The sequence below is a fragment of the Salinivibrio socompensis S35 genome (assembly GCF_000513715.1).
In the GTDB taxonomy this organism is placed as follows: Bacteria; Pseudomonadota; Gammaproteobacteria; order Enterobacterales; family Vibrionaceae; genus Salinivibrio; species Salinivibrio socompensis.
Genome location: NZ_AQOD01000021.1, coordinates 1 through 24,233, shown reverse-complemented (window position 1 = coordinate 24,233; position 24,233 = coordinate 1). Strand labels below are relative to the sequence as shown.

The 24,233-nt window shown below is 51.6% G+C and carries 19 protein-coding genes, 1 other RNA gene and 6 pseudogenes; 9 read left to right on the top strand and 17 right to left on the bottom strand.

All coding sequences use genetic code 11. The features are described 5' to 3' along the window. Position 1 precedes the first annotated feature (1 nt). The 13 genes and pseudogenes from ftsA to mraZ form a co-directional block, all read right to left on the bottom strand. Positions 2-1,259: pseudogene (gene ftsA, locus DZ54_RS18670) on the bottom strand (cell division protein FtsA). Between the two features lie 12 nt (positions 1,260-1,271). Further along, entirely contained in the window at positions 1,272-2,042 is a 771-nt protein-coding gene (locus DZ54_RS0103275; RefSeq protein ID WP_164831549.1) for a cell division protein FtsQ/DivIB, read from the bottom strand. 224 nt (positions 2,043-2,266) lie between these two features. Further along, a complete protein-coding gene (murC, locus tag DZ54_RS0103270) occupies positions 2,267-3,724 on the bottom strand; it encodes a UDP-N-acetylmuramate--L-alanine ligase (RefSeq protein ID WP_025673085.1) in 1,458 nt (485 codons plus the stop codon). Between the two features lie 10 nt (positions 3,725-3,734). Next, positions 3,735-4,795, bottom strand: a pseudogene (gene murG / locus DZ54_RS18665) (undecaprenyldiphospho-muramoylpentapeptide beta-N-acetylglucosaminyltransferase). Then, positions 4,788-5,993 carry a cell division protein FtsW gene (ftsW, locus tag DZ54_RS0103260; protein ID WP_025673084.1) on the bottom strand — a complete coding sequence of 402 codons (1,206 nt, stop codon included), beginning with the start codon at positions 5,991-5,993 and terminating at the stop codon, positions 4,788-4,790. The pseudogene murG and the gene ftsW overlap by 8 nt, the downstream one beginning before the upstream one ends. Then, the gene (gene murD, locus DZ54_RS0103255) at positions 5,990-7,324 is read right to left on the bottom strand and encodes a UDP-N-acetylmuramoyl-L-alanine--D-glutamate ligase (protein WP_025673083.1); all 1,335 of its coding nucleotides are present in this window, start codon (positions 7,322-7,324) and stop codon (positions 5,990-5,992) included. The genes ftsW and murD overlap by 4 nt, the downstream gene beginning before the upstream one ends. A 2-nt stretch (positions 7,325-7,326) precedes the next feature. Continuing rightward, on the bottom strand, positions 7,327-8,409 hold the full coding sequence (gene mraY / locus DZ54_RS0103250) for a phospho-N-acetylmuramoyl-pentapeptide-transferase (protein ID WP_025673082.1): 1,083 nt from the start codon (positions 8,407-8,409) through the stop codon (positions 7,327-7,329). Next, positions 8,409-9,776 (bottom strand): UDP-N-acetylmuramoyl-tripeptide--D-alanyl-D-alanine ligase, encoded by a 1,368-nt coding sequence (locus DZ54_RS0103245; RefSeq protein WP_025673081.1) that lies wholly within the window; start codon positions 9,774-9,776, stop codon positions 8,409-8,411. The genes mraY and DZ54_RS0103245 overlap by 1 nt, the downstream gene beginning before the upstream one ends. Beyond that, positions 9,773-11,245: a UDP-N-acetylmuramoyl-L-alanyl-D-glutamate--2,6-diaminopimelate ligase gene (gene murE / locus DZ54_RS0103240; protein ID WP_025673080.1), complete on the bottom strand. Its 1,473-nt coding sequence runs from the start codon at positions 11,243-11,245 to the stop codon at positions 9,773-9,775. The genes DZ54_RS0103245 and murE overlap by 4 nt, the downstream gene beginning before the upstream one ends. Further along, positions 11,232-12,997: pseudogene (locus DZ54_RS18660) on the bottom strand (penicillin-binding transpeptidase domain-containing protein). The gene murE and the pseudogene DZ54_RS18660 overlap by 14 nt, the downstream one beginning before the upstream one ends. Then, on the bottom strand, positions 12,994-13,323 hold the full coding sequence (ftsL, locus tag DZ54_RS0103230; RefSeq protein ID WP_025673079.1) for a cell division protein FtsL: 330 nt from the start codon (positions 13,321-13,323) through the stop codon (positions 12,994-12,996). Before ftsL ends, DZ54_RS18660 begins: the two are co-directional and overlap by 4 nt. Positions 13,324-13,326: 3 nt before the next feature. Further along, positions 13,327-14,274, bottom strand: a pseudogene (gene rsmH, locus DZ54_RS18655) (16S rRNA (cytosine(1402)-N(4))-methyltransferase RsmH). A 48-nt stretch (positions 14,275-14,322) separates the two neighbouring features. Beyond that, complete coding sequence (mraZ, locus tag DZ54_RS18650; RefSeq protein ID WP_205619363.1) at positions 14,323-14,748, bottom strand: division/cell wall cluster transcriptional repressor MraZ; 426 nt, start codon at positions 14,746-14,748, stop codon at positions 14,323-14,325. On the opposite strand from mraZ, the gene DZ54_RS0103215 reads away from it, so the two are divergent. Further along, positions 14,747-14,950, top strand: coding sequence for a hypothetical protein (locus DZ54_RS0103215; protein WP_025673078.1), 204 nt, complete (start codon positions 14,747-14,749; stop codon positions 14,948-14,950). The genes mraZ and DZ54_RS0103215 overlap by 2 nt on opposite strands. Positions 14,951-15,000: 50 nt before the next feature. Here DZ54_RS0103215 and rnpB read toward each other — a convergent pair. Both rnpB and rsmI read right to left on the bottom strand, forming a co-directional pair. Next, positions 15,001-15,380, bottom strand: an RNA gene (gene rnpB, locus DZ54_RS23240) — RNase P RNA component class A. A gap of 54 nt (positions 15,381-15,434) precedes the next feature. Further along, positions 15,435-16,292 (bottom strand): 16S rRNA (cytidine(1402)-2'-O)-methyltransferase, encoded by an 858-nt coding sequence (rsmI, locus tag DZ54_RS0103210; RefSeq protein ID WP_025673077.1) that lies wholly within the window; start codon positions 16,290-16,292, stop codon positions 15,435-15,437. Between the two features lie 55 nt (positions 16,293-16,347). Between rsmI and DZ54_RS18645 the strand changes: the two are divergent. From DZ54_RS18645 to DZ54_RS0103170, 8 genes and pseudogenes are all read left to right on the top strand, one after another. Next, positions 16,348-18,203 (top strand): annotated as a pseudogene (locus DZ54_RS18645) (penicillin-binding protein activator). After that, positions 18,200-18,565, top strand: coding sequence for a YraN family protein (locus DZ54_RS0103200; RefSeq protein ID WP_025673076.1), 366 nt, complete (start codon positions 18,200-18,202; stop codon positions 18,563-18,565). The pseudogene DZ54_RS18645 and the gene DZ54_RS0103200 overlap by 4 nt, the downstream one beginning before the upstream one ends. Positions 18,566-18,568: 3 nt before the next feature. Then, positions 18,569-19,159 (top strand): phosphoheptose isomerase, encoded by a 591-nt coding sequence (locus DZ54_RS0103195; RefSeq protein WP_025673075.1) that lies wholly within the window; start codon positions 18,569-18,571, stop codon positions 19,157-19,159. 3 nt (positions 19,160-19,162) lie between these two features. Then, positions 19,163-19,708, top strand: coding sequence for a BON domain-containing protein (locus DZ54_RS0103190; protein WP_025673074.1), 546 nt, complete (start codon positions 19,163-19,165; stop codon positions 19,706-19,708). A 277-nt stretch (positions 19,709-19,985) separates the two neighbouring features. After that, entirely contained in the window at positions 19,986-20,510 is a 525-nt protein-coding gene (locus DZ54_RS0103185) for a TonB-dependent receptor plug domain-containing protein (RefSeq protein WP_025673073.1), read from the top strand. Further along, on the top strand, positions 20,404-21,405 hold the full coding sequence (locus tag DZ54_RS0103180) for a TonB-dependent receptor domain-containing protein (protein ID WP_164831546.1): 1,002 nt from the start codon (positions 20,404-20,406) through the stop codon (positions 21,403-21,405). Before DZ54_RS0103185 ends, DZ54_RS0103180 begins: the two co-directional genes overlap by 107 nt. Next, complete coding sequence (locus tag DZ54_RS0103175) at positions 21,372-21,713, top strand: TonB-dependent receptor domain-containing protein (RefSeq protein ID WP_025673071.1); 342 nt, start codon at positions 21,372-21,374, stop codon at positions 21,711-21,713. Before DZ54_RS0103180 ends, DZ54_RS0103175 begins: the two co-directional genes overlap by 34 nt. 5 nt (positions 21,714-21,718) lie before the next feature. Continuing rightward, on the top strand, positions 21,719-21,934 hold the full coding sequence (locus tag DZ54_RS0103170; protein ID WP_025673070.1) for a TonB-dependent receptor: 216 nt from the start codon (positions 21,719-21,721) through the stop codon (positions 21,932-21,934). Between the two features lie 159 nt (positions 21,935-22,093). Here the strand turns inward: DZ54_RS0103170 and lptG are convergent, their stop codons facing one another. Beyond that, positions 22,094-23,167: an LPS export ABC transporter permease LptG gene (gene lptG / locus DZ54_RS0103165; protein WP_025673069.1), complete on the bottom strand. Its 1,074-nt coding sequence runs from the start codon at positions 23,165-23,167 to the stop codon at positions 22,094-22,096. Further along, a pseudogene (lptF, locus tag DZ54_RS18640) lies at positions 23,167-24,233 on the bottom strand (LPS export ABC transporter permease LptF); the annotation flags it as partial. The pseudogene lptF and the gene lptG, both read right to left, overlap by 1 nt.

The following is a 24,233-nucleotide window of genomic DNA, read 5'->3' as shown; positions in this document are numbered from 1 at the left end:
GTTAAAATTCTTTCTTAAACCAGCTACTCAGCTTGTTAATCCAGCTAGCCACAGCCCGCTTTTGTTCTGGTTCACTCGTTTCTGTCAGCAAGCTTTCTTTACCGTAGTGTAAAAGCCCAACCGCGGTTGCATAGCAAGGCGCTTGCACATAATCAGTCAGTCCCGTGACATTAGCTGGCTGTCCAACTCGGACTTGGTTTTGAAACACGCGTTCCGCGCATTCAACCAGTCCGTGCATTTGTGATGCGCCTCCAGTGAGCACTATCCCGGCAGCCATTTGATGCTTCACACCGTCGCTACGCAGTTTTTCTTGAATGGCGACTAATTTTTGATTTACCAGCCCCAACAATTCTGAACAACGCGGCTCAATGACTTCAGACAACGTTTGTCGCTGTAACGTACGCGACGGACGTCCGCCCACGCTCGGCACATTAACTTTCGCGTCCTTATTCACCAACTCACTCAATGCACAGCCATATTTCACTTTAATGTCTTCGGCATCCGCCAGTGGGGTCCCAAAGGCATAGGCAATGTCGCTGGTGATCACATTGCCCGCATATGGGATAACTTCGGCATGCCGAAGTGCGCCGCCAGTCCACACGGCAAGATCCATGGTTCCGCCACCGATATCGACCACGCAAACTCCCAGCTCTCGTTCGTCCGGCGTGATCACGGCAATGGCTCGCTGAAGCCCGGAGAAAATCAGTTGATCAACCCTAAGACCACAACGCTTCAACGGCTTTCTCAATGTTTTTCGCTGTATCATTGTGACATGTGATGAGGTGCACACTGGCTTCCATCCTGACCCCGGATAAACCGAGCGGATTTTTGATCCCTTCTTGATAATCGATTTTGTATTCTTGAGGGATCACATGCAGTACGCGCTGCTCATCACTGATTTTGACCGACTTAGCGGTATGAATCACGTTGTCTATATCGTCTTGGGTAACATCTTCATCCGAAATCGTCCCCATGCCTCTCTCAGTTTGGCAGTGAATGTGCTTTCCTGACAAAGAAAGATAAACAGAACTGATTTGGCAATCGGCCATCATCTCTGCTTCATTCACCGCACGCTGAACAGATTTAACCACAGATTCTAAGTCGTTGACGCCACCCTTATCCATGCCGCGTGATGGACTACTGCCTACACCTAGGACGTTGATGGTGCCGTCTGGCAGTACTTCACTGACCAGAGTAGACACTTTGGACGTCCCGATATCGAGCCCAACTATCAGTGACTTATCTGTCGTTTTATTCATTCACACCATCTCTTAATCTTGGCTATTCGCGTGGCCTGTCTCGGTTTTCCAGCCTACGGCCGCGCCCGTGTCATAACGCAAATCTACATAGGCAATCGCTTTATCTTGCGCACGTATCCGAGGGTATAACGCGACCAAGCGGGCAAGTCGTTCTTGCCGTGCCGTTCGTCCTAACTCAATCCGTACGCCATCTCGTGTCACGATACGCCACGACCGACGTTTATTCAGTGACAGCGCTTGTATCGATAAACCAATTTTCCGCAGTTTATTTTCCAGTTCACGACTCGTCGCCAGCACTTCTTCTGCTGAGCCTTCGATACCGTGCAGCGAAATTAGTGATTTATCCGCGACATCACTGGGTGTACCATTAAAAACCTCACCACTCGGTGTCAGCAATTTTTGTCCATTCCAAATCGCACTCGCGCGATACTCAGTGATGTGGACCTTCAAGGTATCCGGCCATTGCTTTCTTACTGCCACATGTTTGACCCAAGGCAGTACTTCAATACTGGCTTGAATGCTATCAACATCCTGCAGCATAAAGCTCTTTAACTCACCAACTGACAACACCGCATCACGTACTTGCGTCGCCGTCACATAGGTCTGGTCACCCTCTAGCATCAGTTGCGATAAGGGGAGCTGCTGCTCATCACTCATCCAATCAATAACACGGGCGAGACCAAATAGCATCAGGATAATCACCCCAATCAAAAACGCGAGTGATGCGCCTTTTTGGCGATCCAGCAGCATTATTCCTTGCACACGTGTAAGGGCATTGACCATGCTCATACCTATCTTATCGCCTTGTGTCGACGTTGCTTGACACTCATCGCGAAAAAACCGACCGATTATAGCGATCCCACGCCGAGCACTCCAACACAGATATGCATTTTCATACATAAGCTGGGATTTGTTGCGCGCATTTTTGCGCTCAAACGCGATAAAAATCTATTTTTTGATCGCTAGGACCGCAATTAAGCACGACTTTTATCGTGTCAGCTTATGTTTTATTGCGCCATTTTAGCCTTGTCTAACTGTTTTGCCGCTAAGTTTTTCGCTACTTTACCGATATCGCCCGCCCCTTGTGTTAAAACCAAGTCATTAGCTTGAATAACATTGGCGAGTGCTGAGGGTAAGGCGTCTGCATTTGGTACAAAAATCGGATCCAGCTTACCGCGCGCACGAATGCTGCGACAAAGGCTTCTCCCGTCTGCACCCGCAATGGCTGTTTCGCCTGCAGCATACACATCTAGCATCAGCAATACGTCGACTTTTTCCAATACATTGGCAAAATCATCATAAAGATCACGCGTGCGGCTATATCGATGTGGCTGAAAAATCATGACCAAGCGATGCGCCTGCCAGCCAGCACGCGCGGCTTTAATCGTGACATCCACTTCGCTAGGGTGATGGCCGTAATCGTCCACCAGCAAGACGGTGCCGTCATCGACCGGGAACTCACCGAGTTGATCAAAGCGCCGCCCTGTACCGGCAAAGTTAGCTAAGGCACGTAGAATAGCGGCATCATCGACGCCATCTTCGGTCGCCACCGCAATCGCTGCCGCCGCATTCAGTGCGTTATGCTGGCCTGGCGTATTCAATCGAATCGTCAACGTCTCGCGGCCAGGGCGAGTCACTTTAAAAATGCCAAATTGCCCATGTTGCTGGTAATCATGTAAACATAGATCCGCATCCTGCGAGAACCCATAAGTGATCGCTTGACGCCCAATCGACGGAATTAACTCTCGCACCACAGGATCATCAATGCATACAACGGCTAGACCATAGAACGGCAGGTTATGGAGAAAGTCGATAAACGTCTGTTGCAGTTTTGCGAAACTACCTCCATAGGTATCCATATGATCAGCTTCAATATTGGTCACAATGGCAACCATCGGCTGCAGGTGTAAAAACGACGCGTCGCTCTCATCCGCCTCTGCAATCAAATAACGACTGCTCCCCAAGCGTGCATTGGTCCCCGCACTTTTGACTAACCCACCATTGACGAAAGTCGGATCCAGGCCGGCTTCAGAAAAAATCTGCGTCACCATCGCGGTGGTGGTCGTTTTGCCATGGGTGCCGGCAACGGCAATACCATGCCGGTAGCGCATTAGCTCGGCAAGCATTTCGGCGCGTCTTACCACCGGGATCCGTAAGGCTTTTGCCGCTTCAACTTCCGGATTGTCGGCTTTAATTGCCGTCGATACCACTACCACACTGGCTTGTTCTATATGGCTTGCTTGATGACCGATAAAAATCTGCGCCCCCATGGATGCCAATCGCTCAGTGACGATATTCTGTGCAAGATCCGAGCCGGTTATTTGGTAACCTTCATTAATCAGCACCTCAGCAATACCACACATACCGGCACCGCCAATCCCAACAAAATGGATCCGCTTAACCCGACGCATTTCCGGGATCATGGTGCGAAGTTTTTCCAGCTGCTGATTATCCAATTTACCCATTATCTGTTCTCTATTTGTTTGCGTGTGCGGTAATAACATCCGCAACGCGGGCATCTGCATCAATAATGGCAGCGTCACGCGCCGCCACTGCCATCGCTAACAAACGGTGGCGGTCTAAACGATTAACTGTCTCCGCTAATGAGAGGGCAGTCAGTGACGGCTGCTCAATCATTAGCGCCGCATTACGCTCCACCAGATAATCACCATTGAGCGCCTGCTGTCGATCCGCATGCATGAAAGGCACAAAAATCGCTCCCACGCCCGCCGCCGCTAACTCAGACACGGTGAGCGCGCCACTTCGACAAATCACCACATCCGCCCAGGCGTAGGCCTCGGCCACATCATCAATAAACTCACTGACATCAACATCAACCATGCCGGCGTATCGATAAGCGGCCAGGGTCTGATCCGCATTATTTTTTCCGGCTTGGTGACGCACTGTCACCGACTGCTCAACCAACGCCATAGCCTCCGGCACCGTTTGATTGAGGATGCGCGCGCCTTGGCTGCCACCCATCACCAAAACACGCAGTGCCCCCTGACGCTCCCCAAATCGTTGCGCGGGATCCGGGAGGTCACACACATCTCGACGTACGGGGTTCCCCACCACAGGTTGCCCATCAAATGCGCCCGGAAATGCTTGTAATACTTGCTTTGCTACCTTCGCTAACCACTTATTGGTCAGTCCCGCCACGGCATTTTGCTCATGGAGGATCACGGGCACACCACTCAGCCAAGCGGCAATGCCACCTGGACCACTGACATAACCGCCCATTCCCAAGACCGCATCGGGCTTAACGCGTTTAATCACTTGGCGTGCCTGCCAAATGGCACTGACGATCATCCAAGGGGCTCGTAGCTTGCGCATCAGCCGGATCCAATCAAGCCTTTGACGCGAATAAATGCGATCTCGATGCCATATTTGGGAACGAGTTCGGCTTCCATACGATCAGCTGTACCCAGCCAACACGATTTCCCATCCCTGCTTTTCTAAAACTGGGCAACCGCAAGGCCGGGAAATACATGGCCACCGGTCCCGCCGGCCATCACTAATAATCGTTTTTTAGTCATATTTATGATTTTTACCTTGATAAGGGGTTTTTTGGTGCGCTTGGGACGTGGCTAAACGGTATTCATGATCAATACGCAGCAACAATGCCACCGCCACCGCCATAATCACCAAGCTCGATCCCCCGTAACTGATCAACGGCAAGGTTAACCCCTTGGTCGGCAACATCCCCGCCGCCGCACCAACATTAACCATGGTTTGAAAGGCGAACCAAATACCGATGCCAAAGGCTAAAAAACCACCGAATAACTGACTTTGTTCAAGACAGCGTTTGCCAATAAAAAGCGCTTTGAAGACGAGGAAAAAAATAAAACATAGAATTAGACTCACACCGACAAGCCCGAGTTCCTCGGCAATGACAGCAAACACAAAGTCGGTGTGGGCTTCCGGCAAATATTCTAACTTTTGAATCGAATTTCCCAACCCTTGCCCAAACCAACCGCCGCGCCCAAATGCCATCAATGATTGGGTCAGCTGATAACCGCTCCCAAACGGGTCTTGCCAGGGGTCTAAAAACGCAGTAACACGCCGTACGCGGTAAGGTTCGGCAATGATTAAGCCTGCGACCAAGGTGAGACCCGTGATCAACAGTGCAATAAACTGCCACAATTTAGCACCAGCCATAAACAACATACCCACGGTGGTCACAAACATCACCACCACTGACCCTAAATCCGGTTGCACCAGTAATAAGCCAGCAAATAACAGTAAAACAGCCAGCGGTTTGGCAAAGCCACGAAAATGTTCACGGACTTCACCATGGCGGCGCACAAGATACCCGGCTAAAAAGACAAACAAAGATAACTTGGCAATCTCGGCCGGTTGGATATTGATCCCCGCGATAGAAATCCACCGCACGGCACCATTGACAGAGCGACCCACCACCAAGACCGCTAGTAAGAGAATCGATGAGACCAATAGCATATAGCCGCTGTAGCGTTGCCAGAGTTTGACAGGGATATACATCACTGCCACCACCGCCACCATGGCAACCATCAAATAAAAGGCATGGCGTTTGGCAAACAAAAACGGCGCATCCGCCAATCGTAACCCAACGGGGATCGAGGCCGAGGTAACCATCACAAGGCCAATCACCATAAGCAGCAATGAGGTCCACACCAATTGGCGGTCGTACAGTACCCCAGGTGACGGAGTGCGTAGCCACTGCCAACAATATTTAGGCAAGGCACGTACTGTCATAACCGCCTCGCGATAACAGACTCAACGCCCGTAACAAACGCCTGGCCACGGGCAGCGAAATTGGTAAATTGATCCAAGCTTGAACACGCCGGCGATAACAATACCATGTCGCCATCCGTTGCGGTTGTTGCCGCGGCATCAATGGCCTGTTGCAGCGTCTCAACGCATTGAGCGGACGCGTCCAGTGCAGCTAACTGGGCTTGGTCTTTACCAAAACAGTAAAGTCTGACAGGTAACTTGGCGAGTGCAGGCTGCAAGGCACTAAAGTCTGCGCCTTTACCATCCCCGCCCAATAACAAGTGTAAGTAACCACTTACCTCAAGCCCATCAAGCGCTGCTAAGGTACTGGCAACATTGGTCGCTTTAGAGTCATTGACCCACATGACGCCTTGATGCTCCGCCACTTTCTGACAACGATGTTCAAGCCCAGCATAAGCGCGCAATGCGGTGATTTGTCCTGGTTGGCTCACCCCAACACTGTCAGCCAATGCCATCGCCGCTAAGCTGTTTGCCACATTATGCCGACCAACGAGGCTCAATGAAGAGACCGGAAGTACTGGCTTTCCGCGCACCGATAACCACGCTTGCCCCTCATTGGTGCATAAACAATAATCGCCTTGGTCAAAACCAAACAGACACATGGCGGCGTCAATGTGCGTCTGTGCATCATCCGCATTGCCAATCAGAGTGGTCGCATGCGCGAAAATACGACATTTCGCCGCACGATAATCCGCCAAGCTTTGATACCTATCCATGTGATCTTCTGAAAAGTTCAAAAAAGCGGCACCCTCAAGGGTCAATGAATAGGTGGTTTCCAATTGAAAGCTGGACAGCTCTAGCACATAGAGATCGTGGCCTTTATCGAGCAAGTCCAGAGCTGCCACACCGATATTACCGCCCACGCCCACATTGATGCCGTCAGCTTTCGCCATTTCTCCCACCAACGCCGTGACCGTACTTTTGCCATTTGAGCCTGTAATGGCAACGACGGGCTTATCGCAGTACCAAGCGAAGAGTTCGATATCACCGACAATTGGCGTGCCCGCTGCATGGACAGGATCCAAGGCTGGCGTGGTAAGCGAAATACCGGGGTTAATCACCACCAAGTCGGCTGACGCTAGCCAAGCCGGATGCCAACTTCCCGTGTGTCGTACGACTGTCTCTGGCAGCTGTTCCTCACCCGGTGGTGATTGACGCGAATCCATCACTCGAATAATGGCGTCAGGATGATAGCGAGCAATAAAGTTGACCACTGAAAGACCGGTGATCCCCAGCCCCATCACCACGATATGCTTAAACTCGGTTAATGTTCGGTGGCCTGATTGCGTCATGATTAACGGACCTTCAAGGTAGCTAGAGCGATCAACACCAGCATCAAAGAAATGATCCAAAACCGCACGATCACTCGAGGCTCTGGCCAGCCTTTCAACTCATAATGGTGGTGAATCGGCGCCATACGAAAAATCCGTTGTCCCCGCAGTTTGTACGATCCAACCTGCAAGATCACTGAGATGGTTTCCATCACGAACACGCCGCCCATGATGATCAATAGCAATTCTTGACGGACCAGCACCGCGATCGTGCCCAATGCGCCGCCTAACGCCAATGAACCCACATCGCCCATAAACACTTGCGCCGGATAGGTGTTAAACCACAAAAAGCCCAGTCCCGCACCGACAATCGCCGCGCAGACCACCACTAACTCACTGCTGTATTCGATATACGGAATATGCAGGTAGCTGGCGAAATTGACGTTACCAGTCGCCCAAGCAATAAAGGCAAAGCCGCCGGCAACCATCACTGTTGGCAAAATGGCCAAGCCATCCAAGCCATCGGTGAGGTTCACCGCATTGCTGGTCCCGACAATGACAAAGTAGGTAAAGACAATATAAAACAGGCCAAGCTGGGGCATCACCTCTTTAAAGAAAGGCACCACTAGTTGGGTCGCCGCCGTGTCATGGCCATGCGCATAAAGCGCGAACGCCACCCCAAGTGCGATCGCTGATTGCCAAAAGTACTTCCAGCGGGCCACTAACCCATCGGTATTTTTGCGCACCACCTTCCGGTAGTCATCGACAAAGCCAATCGCTCCGTAACCCAGTAGTACTACCATTACTGCCCAGACATAAGGATTGGATAAATCGGCCCACAACAAAACGGTTAAACTGATAGCAGCGACAATTAGCACCCCGCCCATCGTCGGTGTGCCGCGTTTGCTAAAGTGAGACTCAGGCCCTTCCTCACGAACAACTTGACCAATCTGCATCGACTGTAAACGTCGAATTAAACGCGGACCGGCCCAAAGAGAGAAAAGTAATGCCGTCAGTGCGCTGACAATGGCGCGGAATGACAGGTATTCAAATAAGCGCATTGAGGGCAAAAGGTTTTGTAGTACTTCCGCTAACCATAAAAGCATTAGCAAGCCTCCTTGATTGCGGCAACGACCGCTTCCATCGCCATTCCTCGGGCGCCTTTAATCAGTATCGTGTTAGGTGTTTGTGTTTTCATCATGGCTACTACGTGCGCAATCAGCGCCTCTTTACTCTCAAAATGATCACCGCCACAGCGTTCGCTGATCACACGGCTATCGCGTCCGGTTGTGAATACGTGGCTAACAGCCGCTTGCGCTGCATGTTCGCCGACGTCACGGTGCATTTGTTCACTGTATTCGCCCAGCTCTGCCATATCACCGATAATTAACCAGCGCTCCCCTGGATAGCTGGCCAGTACGTCAATGGCAGATTTCATCGCCGGGACACTGGCGTTATAGGTATCATCAATCAGGCGTAGCCCTGGGCGAGGCTCACTCACTTGCGTGCGTCCTGCGACGTTTTCTACCGCCTCAAGCCCAGCAATGACATCCACCAAGCTCACGCCAGGTAACTGCATCGCCGCACAACCGGCCATTAGCGCATTGATGATATTGTGCTTACCGGGTAAAGGCAGCGTCACTGTCTGTTGGCGTAGTCCGTCACTCAGCGTGATCTGATAACAGCCCGTCTCTGTCAGGATACTTTCCAGCACAGTCAGAGGGGCCGCTTGGGTGTCTGACACCGCAATTACCTGCTTATCTGCCAGAACCGCGTCCCATTTGTCGCCACCGTGACTGCCCTGATTAATCAGCGCGATACCCTCTTTTGGCAGGCCTTGATAGATTTCGCCTTTGGCAACGGCCACGCCGTCTAACGAGCCGAACCCTTCGAGGTGCGCTGCCGCCAAGTTAGTGACCATGGCAATATCGGGCTTCACCAATGATGTGGTATAAGCAATTTCACCAATATGGTTGGCGCCAAGTTCTATCACCGCATAGTGATGGGCAGGTGTGAGACGAAACAACGTCAGCGGCACGCCAATATCATTATTAAAGTTACCTGCCGTCGATAACGTGGGCCCTTTCTGTGCCAGGATCGACGCTAACATTTGTTTGACCGTGGTCTTACCACAGCTGCCGGTGATCGCAATGGTCGGCACCTGGCACTGGCTTTTTACCCATGCGCCAAGCTGGCCAAGGGCGACATGCGTGTCGTCCACCAGCAGCTGGGGAATGTCTATGTCTAATTGGCGAGAAACCACCATGGCGGCGGCGCCTGACGCTTTTGCTTGCGCGGCAAAATCGTGACCATCAAAACGATCACCGTTGAGCGCCACAAACAGCGCGCCTGCCTCCAGCTCACGCGTGTCTGTGGTAATGGCATCGATCGGTTGCGTATCCGATACACGATCGAAATGACACACGCTAGCCCCTATCGCATTCGCCAATATCCTGAGGGGTGTCCGAATCATGATAACTCCTTGAGTCGCGCCGCAACCGTCTCTCGGTCAGAGTAATGGATCTTACCGTGCGCAAGCACTTGATAATCTTCGTGGCCCTTGCCTGCGATCAATACAATGTCGTTAGCGTGCGCTTGCTGGATAACCTGTGTCACGGCTTGGGCGCGATCATGTTCTACCCACACGCGTTCGGGGACCTGCAATCCTACTAACATATCTTGCGTGATCGATTCAGGAGCTTCACGACGCGGGTTATCATTGGTCAGCACCACCTTATCAGCATGCTGCTCAGCCACTCGGGCCATCAATGGGCGTTTGCGCGTATCACGATCACCGCCACAGCCAAACACACACCAAAGTTTTCCTTGGCAGTGACGTCGTAAGGCCAGAAGTGCTTTCTCAAGCGCGTCGGGCGTGTGAGCATAGTCAACCACCACTGTCGGTTTGTCAGGCGCAAGAAAAACCTCCATGCGCCCGATGACAGCTTGTAGCTGCTGACTGCTCGCCAACAATGCCGGTAGCGGATACCCCAGCCTCAGTAAAGTCGCCAGGCTCACCAATAAATTGCTGACATTAAAATCACCCACTAACGCCGCATGAATGTCTCCTTGGCCCCAAGAAGAATCAATACCGACACAGACGCCTTCTGTGGTATAGGTCACCGACCGCGCCAAGACAAATTGGCCCGCGTGATCACTGAGCGATGCGGGCTGCATGGCAACGGCAACCGCGTCAGGCCACTGTTGAAGCCATATGCGACCTACGGCATCGTCCGCATTAATTACTTTATGCGGTGCGCCTAAAGCAAACAGTTGCTTTTTCGCCGCCGCGTAGGCGTCTAAGGTGCCATGATAATCAAGGTGATCGTGGCTTAAATTGGTAAACACGGCCGCATCCAATTCAAGGCTCGCGACTCGCCCTTGTACTAAGCCATGTGAAGACACTTCCATCGCAACATGGTGTGCACCTTGCTGGGCAAAATCCGCAAGATGAGCTTGGATACGAATCGCATCCCCCGTGGTGTTTTCTGCCGCTTCCAGCTGGCCAATAAAACCATTCCCGGTGGTGCCCATCACCGCAGTCCGCTCACCCAAGGCATCAAGCCACTGAGCAATCAGTTGCGACACCGTGGTTTTGCCATTGGTGCCGGTCACGCCAATCATGCCCATGTGCTGTTGCGGGTGCTGATAAAAACGCGCGGCTAATGCCGATAAGGAAGCAGGTAAGGCGCATAAACTGATGAGCGGTACATTCTGATACCACTGCACCGCATTTTGCTCCGCTTGCTGCACCACAGCCACAGCACCCGCCTGAATCGCGGTATCGATAAACTGCCGCCCATCAACCTGGTGGCCTTTTATCGCCACGAAGACGTCGCCTTCACCGATTTCGCGGCTATCCAAGGAGAGATGCCTTACCGGCATCGATGGCACATCTGCCAGCCAAGGGCTCAGCCATTGGTTTAAATCATTCATTGCCATTCACTTCATTTGCATGCTTTGCCACTTGCAACGCCGGACCCGTACCGGCATCCGGTGCAATGTTTAAAATTTGGAGTGCGCTTTTCATCACGCTCGAAAACACTGGCGCCGCAACCTGACCGCCGTAATATTTATCACCTTGCGGCTCGTTAATGACGACGACCATGGCCAATTTAGGATCACTGATAGGGGCCAGCCCAGCGGTATAACCGATATATTCATCGCCATAGCCACCGGCGACAGCCACTTTCGCCGTCCCTGTTTTGGCGCCCACACGATAACCATCAACAGCAGCACGACGCGCACTTCCGCCCTCTTGGGTCACCCCTTCTAGCATTTGCAGTACTTTGTAGGCGTTTTCGCGCGAGGCAACTTGCTTGCCTTCTGTCACGCCTTCACGCTTTAAAATACTCAGTGGCCGATTAATGCCCAACGACCCCAGCGTGGCATAAGCGCGCACAAGCTGAGTCGGCGTGACCGATAAGCCATAACCAAACGCCAAGGTAGCACGTTCAAAGTCTGACCAACGGCGTCGAGAAGGGAAATGCCCCACCGATTCGCCGACCAGCTCCACGCCTGTGCTAGTGCCTAAGCCAAAGCTGCCATACTCACCCAGTAAGGTTTCCACAGGCATCGCTAATGAAAGTTTACTCACGCCGATATTACTGGATTTTTTGAGGATACGAGCGAGGTTAGCCTTACCGACTTTTGAGACGTCACGGACGCGACTGCCACCGATTTGCATAATGCCGTTACCGGTATCGATCACGGTATCCATATCGGCGACACCGTTTTCTAACGCGGTCAGCACCACAAAAGGCTTCATGGTTGAGCCGGGCTCAAACACATCAGTAATCGCGCGGTTACGCATGTTAAAGCTTTTGAGGGAGCTGCGATTATTAGGGTTATAAGAGGGGGCGTTGACCATGGCCATCACTTCACCGGTCTTCACATCCACCATGACCAAGGAGCCTGACGTAGCGCGGTAATCGGCGACCGCTTGTTTAATGGCACGATAGGCGATGGCTTGTAAACGTTGGTCAATACTTAGGGTCAGCGGTTGCCCTTCTTTTTTATCTTCGGTGGCAATATGCTCCACGACACGACCAAACCGGTCTTTGCGCACGGTGCGTTTACCGTGTTCACCGGCAAGCCAATCATCAAACCGACGCTCAATCCCTTCTAAGCCATGACCATCAATACCGGTCATTCCCACAAGATGCGCACTCACCTCCGCGCTAGGATAAAAGCGGCGAGACTCAGCTTTCAATCCCACACCGGGTAACTCAAGCTTATTGACGTACGCGGCCATGGCTGGACGCACTTGGCGCTGCAAATAGATAAAACGCCGCTGACGATTGGCTTGAATTTTATCAATCAAGGCTTGCCGATCGAGTCCTAATACATCCGCGAGCGCGTGCCAACGATCGACATTTTTTAATCCTTGATGCTTAAACACGGTAACAGGATCGGCCCATACGGCTTGAACGGGGACGCTGATCGCGAGCGCCTCACCTTGACGGTCAGTGATCATGCCACGCGCTGAATGCATCTGTTCGGTACGTATTGAGCGCAGGTCCCTTCATGACGTAATCGATCCGGTTCAATCACTTGGATAAAAGCGGCACGTGCGACCAAGGCGACCAACGCTAAGCTAATAAATACGCAGACAAGGCCAAAGCGCCACTGAATCAGTATCGGTGGCGCTTTAGGTGTACGGCGATTGGCTGACTGATTAGAACGTTTTTTCACCGGTCGTTACTCAAAGATCGCTTAACAATGACTTCGTTATCACGGGTTGGGCGAATCATATCAAAAGACTGACGCGCCACGGATTCGACATGGCTATGCTCAGACAACGCATTTTCCTCTAACAACTGATTGCGCCATTCCACTTCAAGGGTTTCACGCTGATCCAATAGGGCGTCCTGTTTGGCAATCAAATTGCGTGTTGATTGGGTCATGGACACTACGGCTATCGCAGAAACCAATACCGCCAGCAGTAACCCCAATGGCAACTTACCGAGCGCCAGTAAATCCTGACGTATCTGCTTGGCGAGGCTGGGACGCGGTTCCATGCGTTATCCTAATTTCTCCGCCACTCTTAACACAGAGCTACGGGCACGCGCATTCAGATCGACTTCCGCCATCGAGGCTTAATCGCTTTGCCAATAGCTTCATCGCCGCCGATCCAAGCTCGGCAATCTGCGCTTCGGTCAATGGCACCCCTTTGGGCACGTCCGGCCCTTTACTTTGCTTACGGATAAAACGCTTTACCATCCGATCTTCTAACGAGTGGAAGCTGATCACTGACAAGCGTCCGCGAGGCGCTAAGCTATCGAGTGCGCCTTGCAGTGCTTGCTCGATTTCATCCAGCTCACTGTTGATATAAATGCGAATCGCTTGAAAGCTGCGGGTGGCAGGATGCTTTTTCTTCTCTCTAAACGGCACCGCGTGATCAATCAACTTGGCAAGCTGGTTTGTAGTCGAAAGCGCAGGCGACTCTTCATCGTCACGATGACGAAGAATGGCATTGGCAATTCGGCGCGCAAAACGCTCTTCGCCAAACACTTTTAGTACCCAGGCAATATCATCGGCACTCGCGGTCTCTAACCACTGCGCTGCAGACTGGCCGGTGCTCGGATCCATACGCATATCAAGCGGGCCATCATGCATAAAACTAAAACCACGGCTAGGATCGTCAAGTTGAGGCGAGGACACGCCCAAATCAAGGAGGATCCCATCAACCTTTTCGGTTAAATCCCGCTCGCTGAGGTACGATGCTATTTCGGAAAAAGGCCCATGAATAATTTGGAAGCGCGGATCATCAATGCTCTTGGCCTCTTCAATTGCACGCGGATCACGATCAATAGCGTACAAACGGCCATTGTCGCCGAGTTGCGAGAGAATATGGCGCGAGTGACCGCCGCGACCAAAGGTACCGTCGACATAAATGCCATCGGGTTTAATCGCAAGGCCGTCCACCGATTCATTTAATAGGACGGAAACATGGTATATTGTTCTGACATACATTCACTTTATTTTTTACAGAGAGAGATCGGCTAACCGCTCACTGATCATCGGGGTTGATTCCGCCTGTGTGTCCATATCCTGGCGAATTTGTGCCTGCACGTCTGCTCGTCCCAAATCTCAAATTTATTAAGTTGGCCAACCAGCATCGCTGTGCCCTCTAGCCCGGCATATTGGCGTAACGTCGCGGGCAGTAATAGGCGACCTTGTCCGTCCATGTCACAATCAAAGGCATGGCCGAGTAATAAGCGCTGCAAACGTCGTTCTGCAGGTTGAAAGCTGGATAACTGCGACAATTTCGCCTCTATCACTTCCCATTCCGGGACTGGATACAGCGCCAAGCAAGGGAGTTGGTGATCGATCGTGCATACAAACTGGCCATCGCAATGGTTAATTAACCGATCGCGATAGCGCGTTGGCAGGGCGAGTCGCCCTTTTTTATCGACCGAGATGGCGCTGACGCCACGTAACATGACGTTATTTTCCCTTTTTCACCAAGATTATCCACTTTACACCACATTTTCCCACCCAGAAGTGTACGTAGCAGGTAAAAAGAAAGTCAAGCAAGCCATGACAGTGAGCAAGATCACACCTGGAAAGATTAAAGAAGGTTTTCAGCAGCTTAATCACGACACAGATAAGCCAATTACATTTGGTTATAACCAAATCGTCTGATTCAAACGCTGAAAAAGAGAGGGCGAGCCAAAAAAGCTCGCCCTAAAGGCAAGGTGAGTTGGCCTGTAAGCCGGGTTCTGTACCGTAAAAACGGCGGTAACCATTCGTCTAGGCCTGCAATCGCTCACAGGCTCCAGCAACCTACCCGTCCCCAAACGCGGGCCGCGCCAATAGGGACCTATTTGGTCTTGCTCCGGGTGGAGTTTACCGTGCCACGAACTGTTGCCAGTCGCGCGGTGCGCTCTTACCGCACCCTTTCACCCTTACCTGTGCTCCGAAGAGCCATCGGCGGTATACTCTCTGCTGCACTGGTCGTAGGCTCGCGCCTCCCAGGCGTTACCTGGCACCCTGCCTGAGGAGCCCGGACTTTCCTCCCCTTTATCAGTCTCCCAAAGGACATCAATAAAGCAGCGATTACCCGGCCAACTCGAGCGGGGGAGTATATAGAAGAATATTCACGCAAGCCAGGGTAAATCACGCTCAGCTACAAATTCTCTAAGCCCCATTTATAGAGTGCGTTTTTTTTCACCGAATATAATTCCGCGACTAACGCGGCTGCCTTTTTTAAAGGTAACTCGGCTGCCAACAAACCTAGTGCGTGACAAGCGGCGGTCGGTAACGCGCTTTTATCGGCACGATGGCCGGCGACCAATAACACCATTTCTCCGCGCAAGCGGTTGGGATCCTCACTTAACCATTCGATAAGCTCTCCCAATGGCGCCCCATGGATGGTTTCAAAGGTTTTGGTCAGCTCGCGCGCCAGCACTACGCGACGCGCATCTCCCAGCACCTTGCGCATATCCGCCAAGCTGTCACGAATGCGATGTGGTGATTCATAGAAAATCAGCGTGCGCGGGTCATCCGCTAATTCACGGAACGTATCTTGTCGCGCTTTTGTCTTCGGGGGGAGGAACCCTTCAAAACTAAAACGGTCTGAAGGCAAACCAGAAGCACTTAATGCAGTGACCACCGCGCAAGCGCCAGGCAGTGGAACCACTCTAACACCGGCCTCTCGGCATTGGGTGACCAGGTGATAACCCGGATCACTAATCAAAGGCGTGCCGGCATCAGAGACCAATGCAATCGACTGACCTTGCTGCAGACGTGCTAACAAAGCAGCGGCTTTCTGCTGTTCATTGTGTTCGTGCAACGCAAAAGTTTTCGCACTAATAGAAAAATGCGATAACAACCGAGCGGTATGACGCGTATCTTCGGCCGCAACCACGTCGACACTGGCTAAAATATCAAGTGCACGCTGGGTAATATCGGCTAAGTTGCCAATCGGCGTTGGCACAATATACAACGTGGGGTGAGCATGGTCGGATAGATTTGCATCAGTCATTTGTTTAACAACCCTTCGGCGATTAAGATAGGGGCAACGTTGTCACGGTTGAAATATGTTCATGGTTAAACTTACCCAGAAGCGCCAAAGTGTAACACGACTTATTACCCCTGTAGCCTTAGCATTGGCTTTAGCGGCTTGTAGTGCACCGTCCACCTCACCAACTGCGCGTGATGTCATCAGTCAGCCAGCAACGGAAAATTCGACATTTTATTTGTTGCAGGCAGAAACCAGCCAAGGCGAGAAGCAAAATGACTGGTTTTTACTGGCGATCAAAGCGCTGATTAACGAGCAGCAACTGAACCAAGCGGATGTGCTACTGCAACGATTAGCTGAGCGCAATCTTAACGTGGACCAGCGTATTGAATGGACACTGGCGCGTGGACGCTTTTTAGCACAGGCCGGTAAGCTAACCCAAGCGGAGCAAGCGCTCGTGTTATCACCTGACTGGCAGCTAACAGATGGCCAGTATGTGCGCTTTTACCAACAAAAAGCCAAAATTGCGCGTCAGCAAAACAATGTCCTCGGCGCCGTCAATAATCAGCATCGGTTAGCCAGCTACATGGAATCCGACCAGGCTCAACAAGCATGGAACACGCTGTGGCAAGACTTACAGTCGCTTAACCAGCGCGAGATCAAACAGCTTCAGTCCAGTGACGATGACATCCTTGCCGGTTGGGTCACCTTACTCGATATCGCACGTCGTTACACTGGCGATCTGGCCGAGATGCAAAGCCAATTAGATGGCTACTTAGCGTCGCATCCTACGCATCCCGCGAACCAGTATTTACCGGACAATTTGGCCGATATTCAAGCACTGACCATCACACAGCCCACCAATGTGGGGGTGATGCTTCCGCTCTCGGATAAATTCGCTGATCAAGGTGATGCCATTCGCGATGGCTTTGTTGAAGCCATGCTCGATGCCAAGACAGATCAACGCCCTCGTGTGCGCTTTTATGACACCAACGCCATGGATATCGAGACGCTCACGCAACGTATCCGTGATGATGGTATCGATTTCGTGGTTGGACCGTTACAAAAACACAAAGTCGCCGCAGTCAGTCAGGCTATAGCAGGTCAAGTGCCTTTATTGGCGCTCAACCAGCCTACTGATGAACGATACACAAAAGGGGTGTGTTACTTCACCTTGTCACCAGAGCAAGAAGCCGCACAAGCCGCCGACCGTCTTCACCAGCAAGGCTACCAGTTTCCATTGGTCCTCTACCTGATTCTGCCTTTGGCCAACGAATTCGTGATGCGTTTTCCGCTCGCTGGCAGTCACTCACCGATACAGACGTTGAGCAAGCACCGCTCGGCGAGCGTGATAAGATGCAAGCACGTATTCGTGATATCTTTGGCTTAGATGCCAGTCAGCGTCGCATTGCGCAACTGAAACAGCTCACCGGTTTATCGTTACAATCGCAAGCTCGGAGCCGTCGCGACATTGATGCGGTTTATATGGTAGCCGGTGCCGCTGAGCTTACCTTATTAAAACCCTTTATTGAGGTGGCGATTAACCCCGATGTCTTGCCGCCTAAACTCTATGCAAGCTCGCGCAGCAATAACCGCGCCGATGGCATGGGCCAATTAGCCGAGCTAGAAGGCATCGAATTCAGTGACATTCCTTTATTGATTCACGCCCAAAGCGATGCCTATAAAACCTATCAACAGCGTCACCCGTCGCCAAGTAACAACACCACGCGCTTACATGCTTTGGGGATGGATGCGTATCAGCTGTTGAAAGGGCTACCACAAATGCAAGCCCAACCGGGTTATCAGCTCAGCGGGCAAACAGGGCAACTCTCACTCGCCGAACAGTGTATTATCCACCGTCAGCTAGACTGGGCGCGATTTGGTAAAACCGCGATTGAGCCTGTCGAGACGGAACGCCGCGGAGAGGCACAGTGAAACAACCTCAGCCCAGAGCAACAGGACAGGCTTATGAAGCTCATGCTTGCCAATATCTGATGCGCCATGGGCTGATTGTTCTCGATAAAAACGCTCACAGTCGACGCGGCGAGATTGATTTGGTGATGCGCGATGGCCGCTGCTTAGTCTTTGTGGAAGTGCGTTTCCGACGCGGACACGGCTTTGGTGGCGCGGCAGCGAGTATCACCAACGCAAAACAGCGTCGTTTAGTCCTCGCGGCAGAGCGTTGGATGCAATGCCGCGGCATCAAAAGTATGCAAACAGAATTTCGCTTTGACGCCGTGACCTTTGATGGCAGCGTTGAAGCGGTCAATTGGATTCAAAACATTGTTCAAGGGTAAGTCATGCTAGAGAGCATTAAAGAGAGCTTTACCGAAAGTATTCAAACCCAAATCGCGGCTGCAGAAGCGATTCCCGAGTATCTATCACAATCGGCACAAGTGATGGTGCAAAGTCTACTCAACGGCCACAAAATCCTGTGTTGTGGTAATGGCGGCTCAGCCGCGAATGCCCAGCATTTTGCGTCTTGCCTGTTAAATCGCTTTGAAACCGAGCGCCCCAGCTTACCGGCGTTGGCACTGACCACCGACACCACCACCTTGACGGCGGTGGCCAACGATTACAGTCATGATGAAGTGTTTTCTAAGCAAGTCCGTGCGCTAGGACAAGCGGGCGATGTACTTTTGGCGATATCCACCAGCGGGAACAGTAAAGACATCATCAAAGCGATGGAAGCGGCCGTGACCCGTGATATGACCATTATTGCGTTAACCGGGAAAGACGGCGGTGAAATGGCGGGATTGCTTGGCCAGCGTGATGTCGAAGTCCGTATTCCCTCACAACGTACTGCGCGCATTCAAGAAGGACACCTACTCACTGTCCATTGCTTGTGTGATCTGATTGACCAAGTCCTCTTTCCTTCTCACGGAGAATAATCCATGCGCGTTATCCTAACCTTGATACTGGCACTGACCCTGCAAGCATGTTCCGCCATTTATTCGTCCGACCCTCGTACCACCGGAGAAGAATGGCAAGATACGCAAATTGGGCTAAATACCGCCGGGATCGTCAACAAGACCCCTTTCAAAAATAAGCTTCGCGTCAATGCGGCATCGTTTCAAGGACAAGTTCTGTTAGTCGGTCAAAGCACCGATCAGGCCCTCACCCAGCAACTGGTCCAACGGATCCGAGCACTGGACAACGTCGATGTGGTGTATAACGAAGTCCGCGAAACGCCCATGCTTGGCTTAGCGGATATCAGCACTGACAGCTGGCTAACCACCCGGGTAAAAGCGGCCTTTGTCGCCGATGAAAAGCTACGCGCCGTGAATATTAAGGTGGTCACTGAAGCCCGAGAAGTGTTTTTAATGGGCGCAGTAACCAAGGTACAGGCAGATCAAGCTGTCGAGATTGCACGTAATATTCGCGGTGTGGAAGGCGTGGTAAAAGCGTTTGAATACGCAGACGCGCCTCAATCTGAATAAAAGTCAGCGTCACTGCGTTATCATCGTATATAGGCCGGCATTATTGCTGGCCTTTTTATTGACGCCGCCTTCCCGCATATCATTTCCCCGTTTTAGCTGGTTACCCCTTCGTTTTCTTAATGAAAACAATTCAGTCACTTACATTACCCCTCTACAACAAAAAAGATAATAATAGTAACAATACGCATTTTTATAGTGATTTTATTAGTTATTTATCTCCTCACTTGATATATTCCCCCACCACTACAAATAAGAACTATTTGCATAGGAGTATGAAATGCATTTACGTTTAAACCCTTTAACGGTTGCACTCGTTATCGCGGGCAGTTTTAGCTTCTCTATTCACGCTCAAGAGCAACAAACACTCGATACCGTGACTGTCACTGCTGACAGCCTATCAGGCAATATCGCTGTGACGGACGAGCAACTTGAAGCACGTCAAGCTCAAGATCTAGAAGACATATTCCGAGACACCGTCAGCATGAATGTCGGTGGCGGCGTCGGAGCAGGACAAAAGGTCTACCTGCGTGGTATTGAAGATACCAACCTCAACATTACCGTCGATGGCGCGGCTCAAGGCGGCTACCTGTTCCACCACCAAGGACGTTTAAACATTGAGCCTGAGCTGCTCAAACGTGTTGGCGTCGAATCCGGGCCGGCCAGCGCCGATAATGGCCCAGGCGCATTGAGGAAGCGTGCGTTTCGAGACCAAAGATGCACAAGATATGCTGCATCCAGGACAAGATACTGGAGCCCGTTTTGCCGCTGGTCACGAAAGCGCAGCAAACGCCACCTCGGGTAGCTCCGCGGTATATGGTCGCCTTGGCGAATCGCTCGGCATTCTTGCCTATATCAAAGGCCGCAATAGTGATGACTATCGTCACGGTGGGGGAGATTTACAACCTGCCACCGCTAGCCAACAGCGAAGCTACCTGATCAAGCTGTCGCTCCTTGAACACGGTGATCACGATGTTCGAGTGAGCGCCGAGCGTCGCACCGATCAGGGCGATTACTTTATCCGTGCCCATATGCCCTACTTCGGCAGACAATCCCAGAGCTATCAAGAAACCGATCGCGAAACCTTCTCTTTCCAACATCGCTGGGCGCCGGATTCCGACTGGATAGAATTGACCACCAAGCTCTATCAAAACACCCTGGATCTAGATCGGATTGAGAGCCAGACATTCAGCCGTTCGCGCAATACTGGCGGTGATATTCGTAACCGTATGCGTTTCAATACCGGTGCGTTGCAGCATGATCTCACCACGGGTATCGATATGTTCGAGCAAAAAACCGACAATATCGATTATGATGAAGCGAACGGTCCTAACAACCAAGATAAAGCCAGAAACATTGGCGTTTTCTTGCAAGATAGAATGACAGTCGGAGACCTTGGCATTGCTTGGGGCGCACGCTTTGATGACTACCACACCGATTATGGCCAAGCGGGTGAAGTCGATGGCAGTGACGTCTCGCCGAACCTGCAACTGAGCTATCAAGCCACTGACAACCTGCGTCTACATGCTGGTTACGGCGAAGCCGTGCGCGGTGCCAAAACCCGCGAGGTATTGCTAATTGGCGGTGCTGTTGAGGTCGATAAAAACCTCAAGCCCGAGCACGCCAAGCAAGCCGAAATCGGTATGGACTGGCAAGGCTATGGCTTTTGGCTGAGCAAGATACACTCAACCTCGCCTTGACGGGATTTAAAACCCAGATCGAAAACTATCAAGCTTATGATCGTCATAGTACTCCTAATTATCTTCACAATCTCGATGGCGATGTCACGAGCCAAGGCGTCGAAGCCAGTGTCAACTGGATGCTCAAGCAACTCGATACCCGTCTGAGCTATAGCTACGTCGACATGGAAGATGAAAATGGCGATCCTTTAGGCGACTCCATGGCAATTGGCGCTTCAGTCGGCAACACTTGGGTATGGGATACGCAATATCAGCTGGTCGATACGGATGTGAGCTTAGGCTATACCTTACTGGGGTGGAAAGGCTGACCGATGTGCCAGAAGATAAACACGAGAAGCCTGGTTACGTGGTCCATGACGTGCGCGCACAGTGGCAGCCAGCAGCGTATCAGGGGCTTACCGTTTCACTCGCGGTCAATAACCTGCTCGACAAGGAATACAGCGAGCATAGCTCGTTCACCTTAAGCAGCGGTAATAGTATGCCTGAGCCTGGACGTGACCTGCGTTTGGGCATGAGCTATCGCTTCTAGGCTTTCACAGCCAGATAAACGATAAACGAAGGGCCGACAGCATATCGGCCCTTTTTTATCCGTATCGAGTACAATTCCGCGCCAGCTCGCCTAGCCACCCAATCATTCTCGTGACGAGAAACCACCTCGTTTCGCCGTTCACGCGTGTAATGCGCTAGGCTACAGCTTGCGCCTCAGTAGCAACAAGGTGATGACTAAGAAAATCAAACTGGGTGTGATCGCTCCCAAGGCGGGCGGAAGGTGATACACCAAGCTCATGGGCCCGAAGACTTCGTTGGCAATATAAAAGCCAAAGCCGAAGATCACACCTGATAACACCCGCGCCCCCATGGTGACAGTGCGCAAAGGCCCAAACACAAAACTCAGCGCCAATAGCATCATTACCGCAATCGACAAAGGCTGCACCGCTTTTCGCCACAGGGCCAGCTCATAACGTGAGGCATCTTGCTGTGACGCTTTAAGGTACGAGACATAGCTATACAAACCCGATAGAGGCAACTCTTCCGGCTTGACCGTCACCACGGCTAATTTGTCAGGGGTGAGCGTGGTATTCCAAACCAATTCATCTTGTGTCACGTTTGTCAGTGCGGTTTGGTTTTGCATCCGTGTGATGGTTACGTCTTTTAGCATCCAGCTGTCTTTATTGAGATAATCGGCACGCTCCGCAAAGACCACATTGGTCATCGTTTGCTGATCATCAAACTTCCAAATACTCACGCCGGTCAGTGTATCTTGCTCATCGGCACGGGCGATATAGATAAAATCGTTGCCATCTTTCGCCCAGACGCCCCGCCGCACCGACATCACATTGCCGCCTGATTTGGCAATGGCGCGTAGCTCTCGGGCGGCTTTCTGTGCATCCGGTGCGCCCCATTGGCCCAGCACCATCACAATCAGCATTAACGGGATCGCCATTTTGAGCACCGACATGCCAATTTGTAGTTTAGACACCCCAGCCGCCTGCATCACCACCAGCTCAGAGCTAGAGGCCAGCATGCCCAAGCCAATGAGCGCGCCGAGCAATACCGCCATCGGGAAGAACATTTCAATGTCCCGTGGCATGCTTAGTAACACATACAAAATGGCTTTGCCCATGGTATAGGCACCATCACCTACCGAGCGCAGTTGCTCGACAAACTTGATGATCGCCGACAATCCAACCAAGGTCGCTAAACACAATGACGACGTGCCTATTAATGTTCGGCCGATATACCAATCAAGAATACGAAACATCAGGCAGATCCTTTTAAGCTAGCTTTGAGTTTTCGCACCGGTAACGAATCCCAACCGGCAAGCACCACAGCCAATAACAAGGCGGCCAGATTGATACTCCACAGGCCTATTTCTGCGGGCAGATCGCCATCTTCTACCGCCGATTTGGCGGCACTGATCGATAAAAAATAGGCCAGATAAATCAATATCGCGGGGAAGAGTTTGGCAAAGCGCCCCTGGCGTGGATTGACGGACGAAAGCGGCACCACGATCATGGTCATCAATGGAATACACAGCACCAGCGAGATCCGCCATTGCAGCTCTGCGCGGGCTTTTAAGCTACTTTCACCCAACAATTGTAACGTGGGGACCGCATCCCAGTCACGGTTTTTCTCCCGCACTTCTCGCTGACCAATTAACACCTGATAATTTTTATAGGTCGTGATCCCGTAGTTAAGGCGAGTAGGAATGCCCTCCGTGCGTGTCCCTTCTAACAAATCCAATACTTGTCGGCCATCAGACAACTCAGAGACATAGCCTTTATCGGCGACCACCACATTGGGCAGTAAGGATCCTTGAGGAACAGGCTGCGCGACAAATACCTGATTCAGCGTTTTGCCGTCATCTTCGATATTGTCGACAAAGATAACCGCCTCGCCCGACGGCGCACTTTGAAACTGCCCTTGAACCAACAACTCTAAACCGGATTTGGCTTCTAACTGCTCCATGACCTCGAGTTCTTGGTTGTTAGCCCATGGCGTTAGCCACAACGAGTTGAAAGCGGCCACCGAGCCGGTAATGATCGCGAGATACAGCGCGGCCCGGATCAGAAACTCATTGCCAATGCCAGTGGCATTCATCACAGTGATTTCACTCTCGGCGTAAAGCGCCCGAAAGTAATCAAAATACCGATATACAAGCTCAACGGTAACATCAGCATCGCCATCGACGGCATATAGAGGCCGACTAAGGTAATGATCTGATTTCCCGGGATCGACCCTTCTGTGGCACTGGCGAGCACACGGATAAATTTTTGGCTAAAAAAGACCAGAAACAACAACAAATAAAACCGCAACTTGTGTTTTAA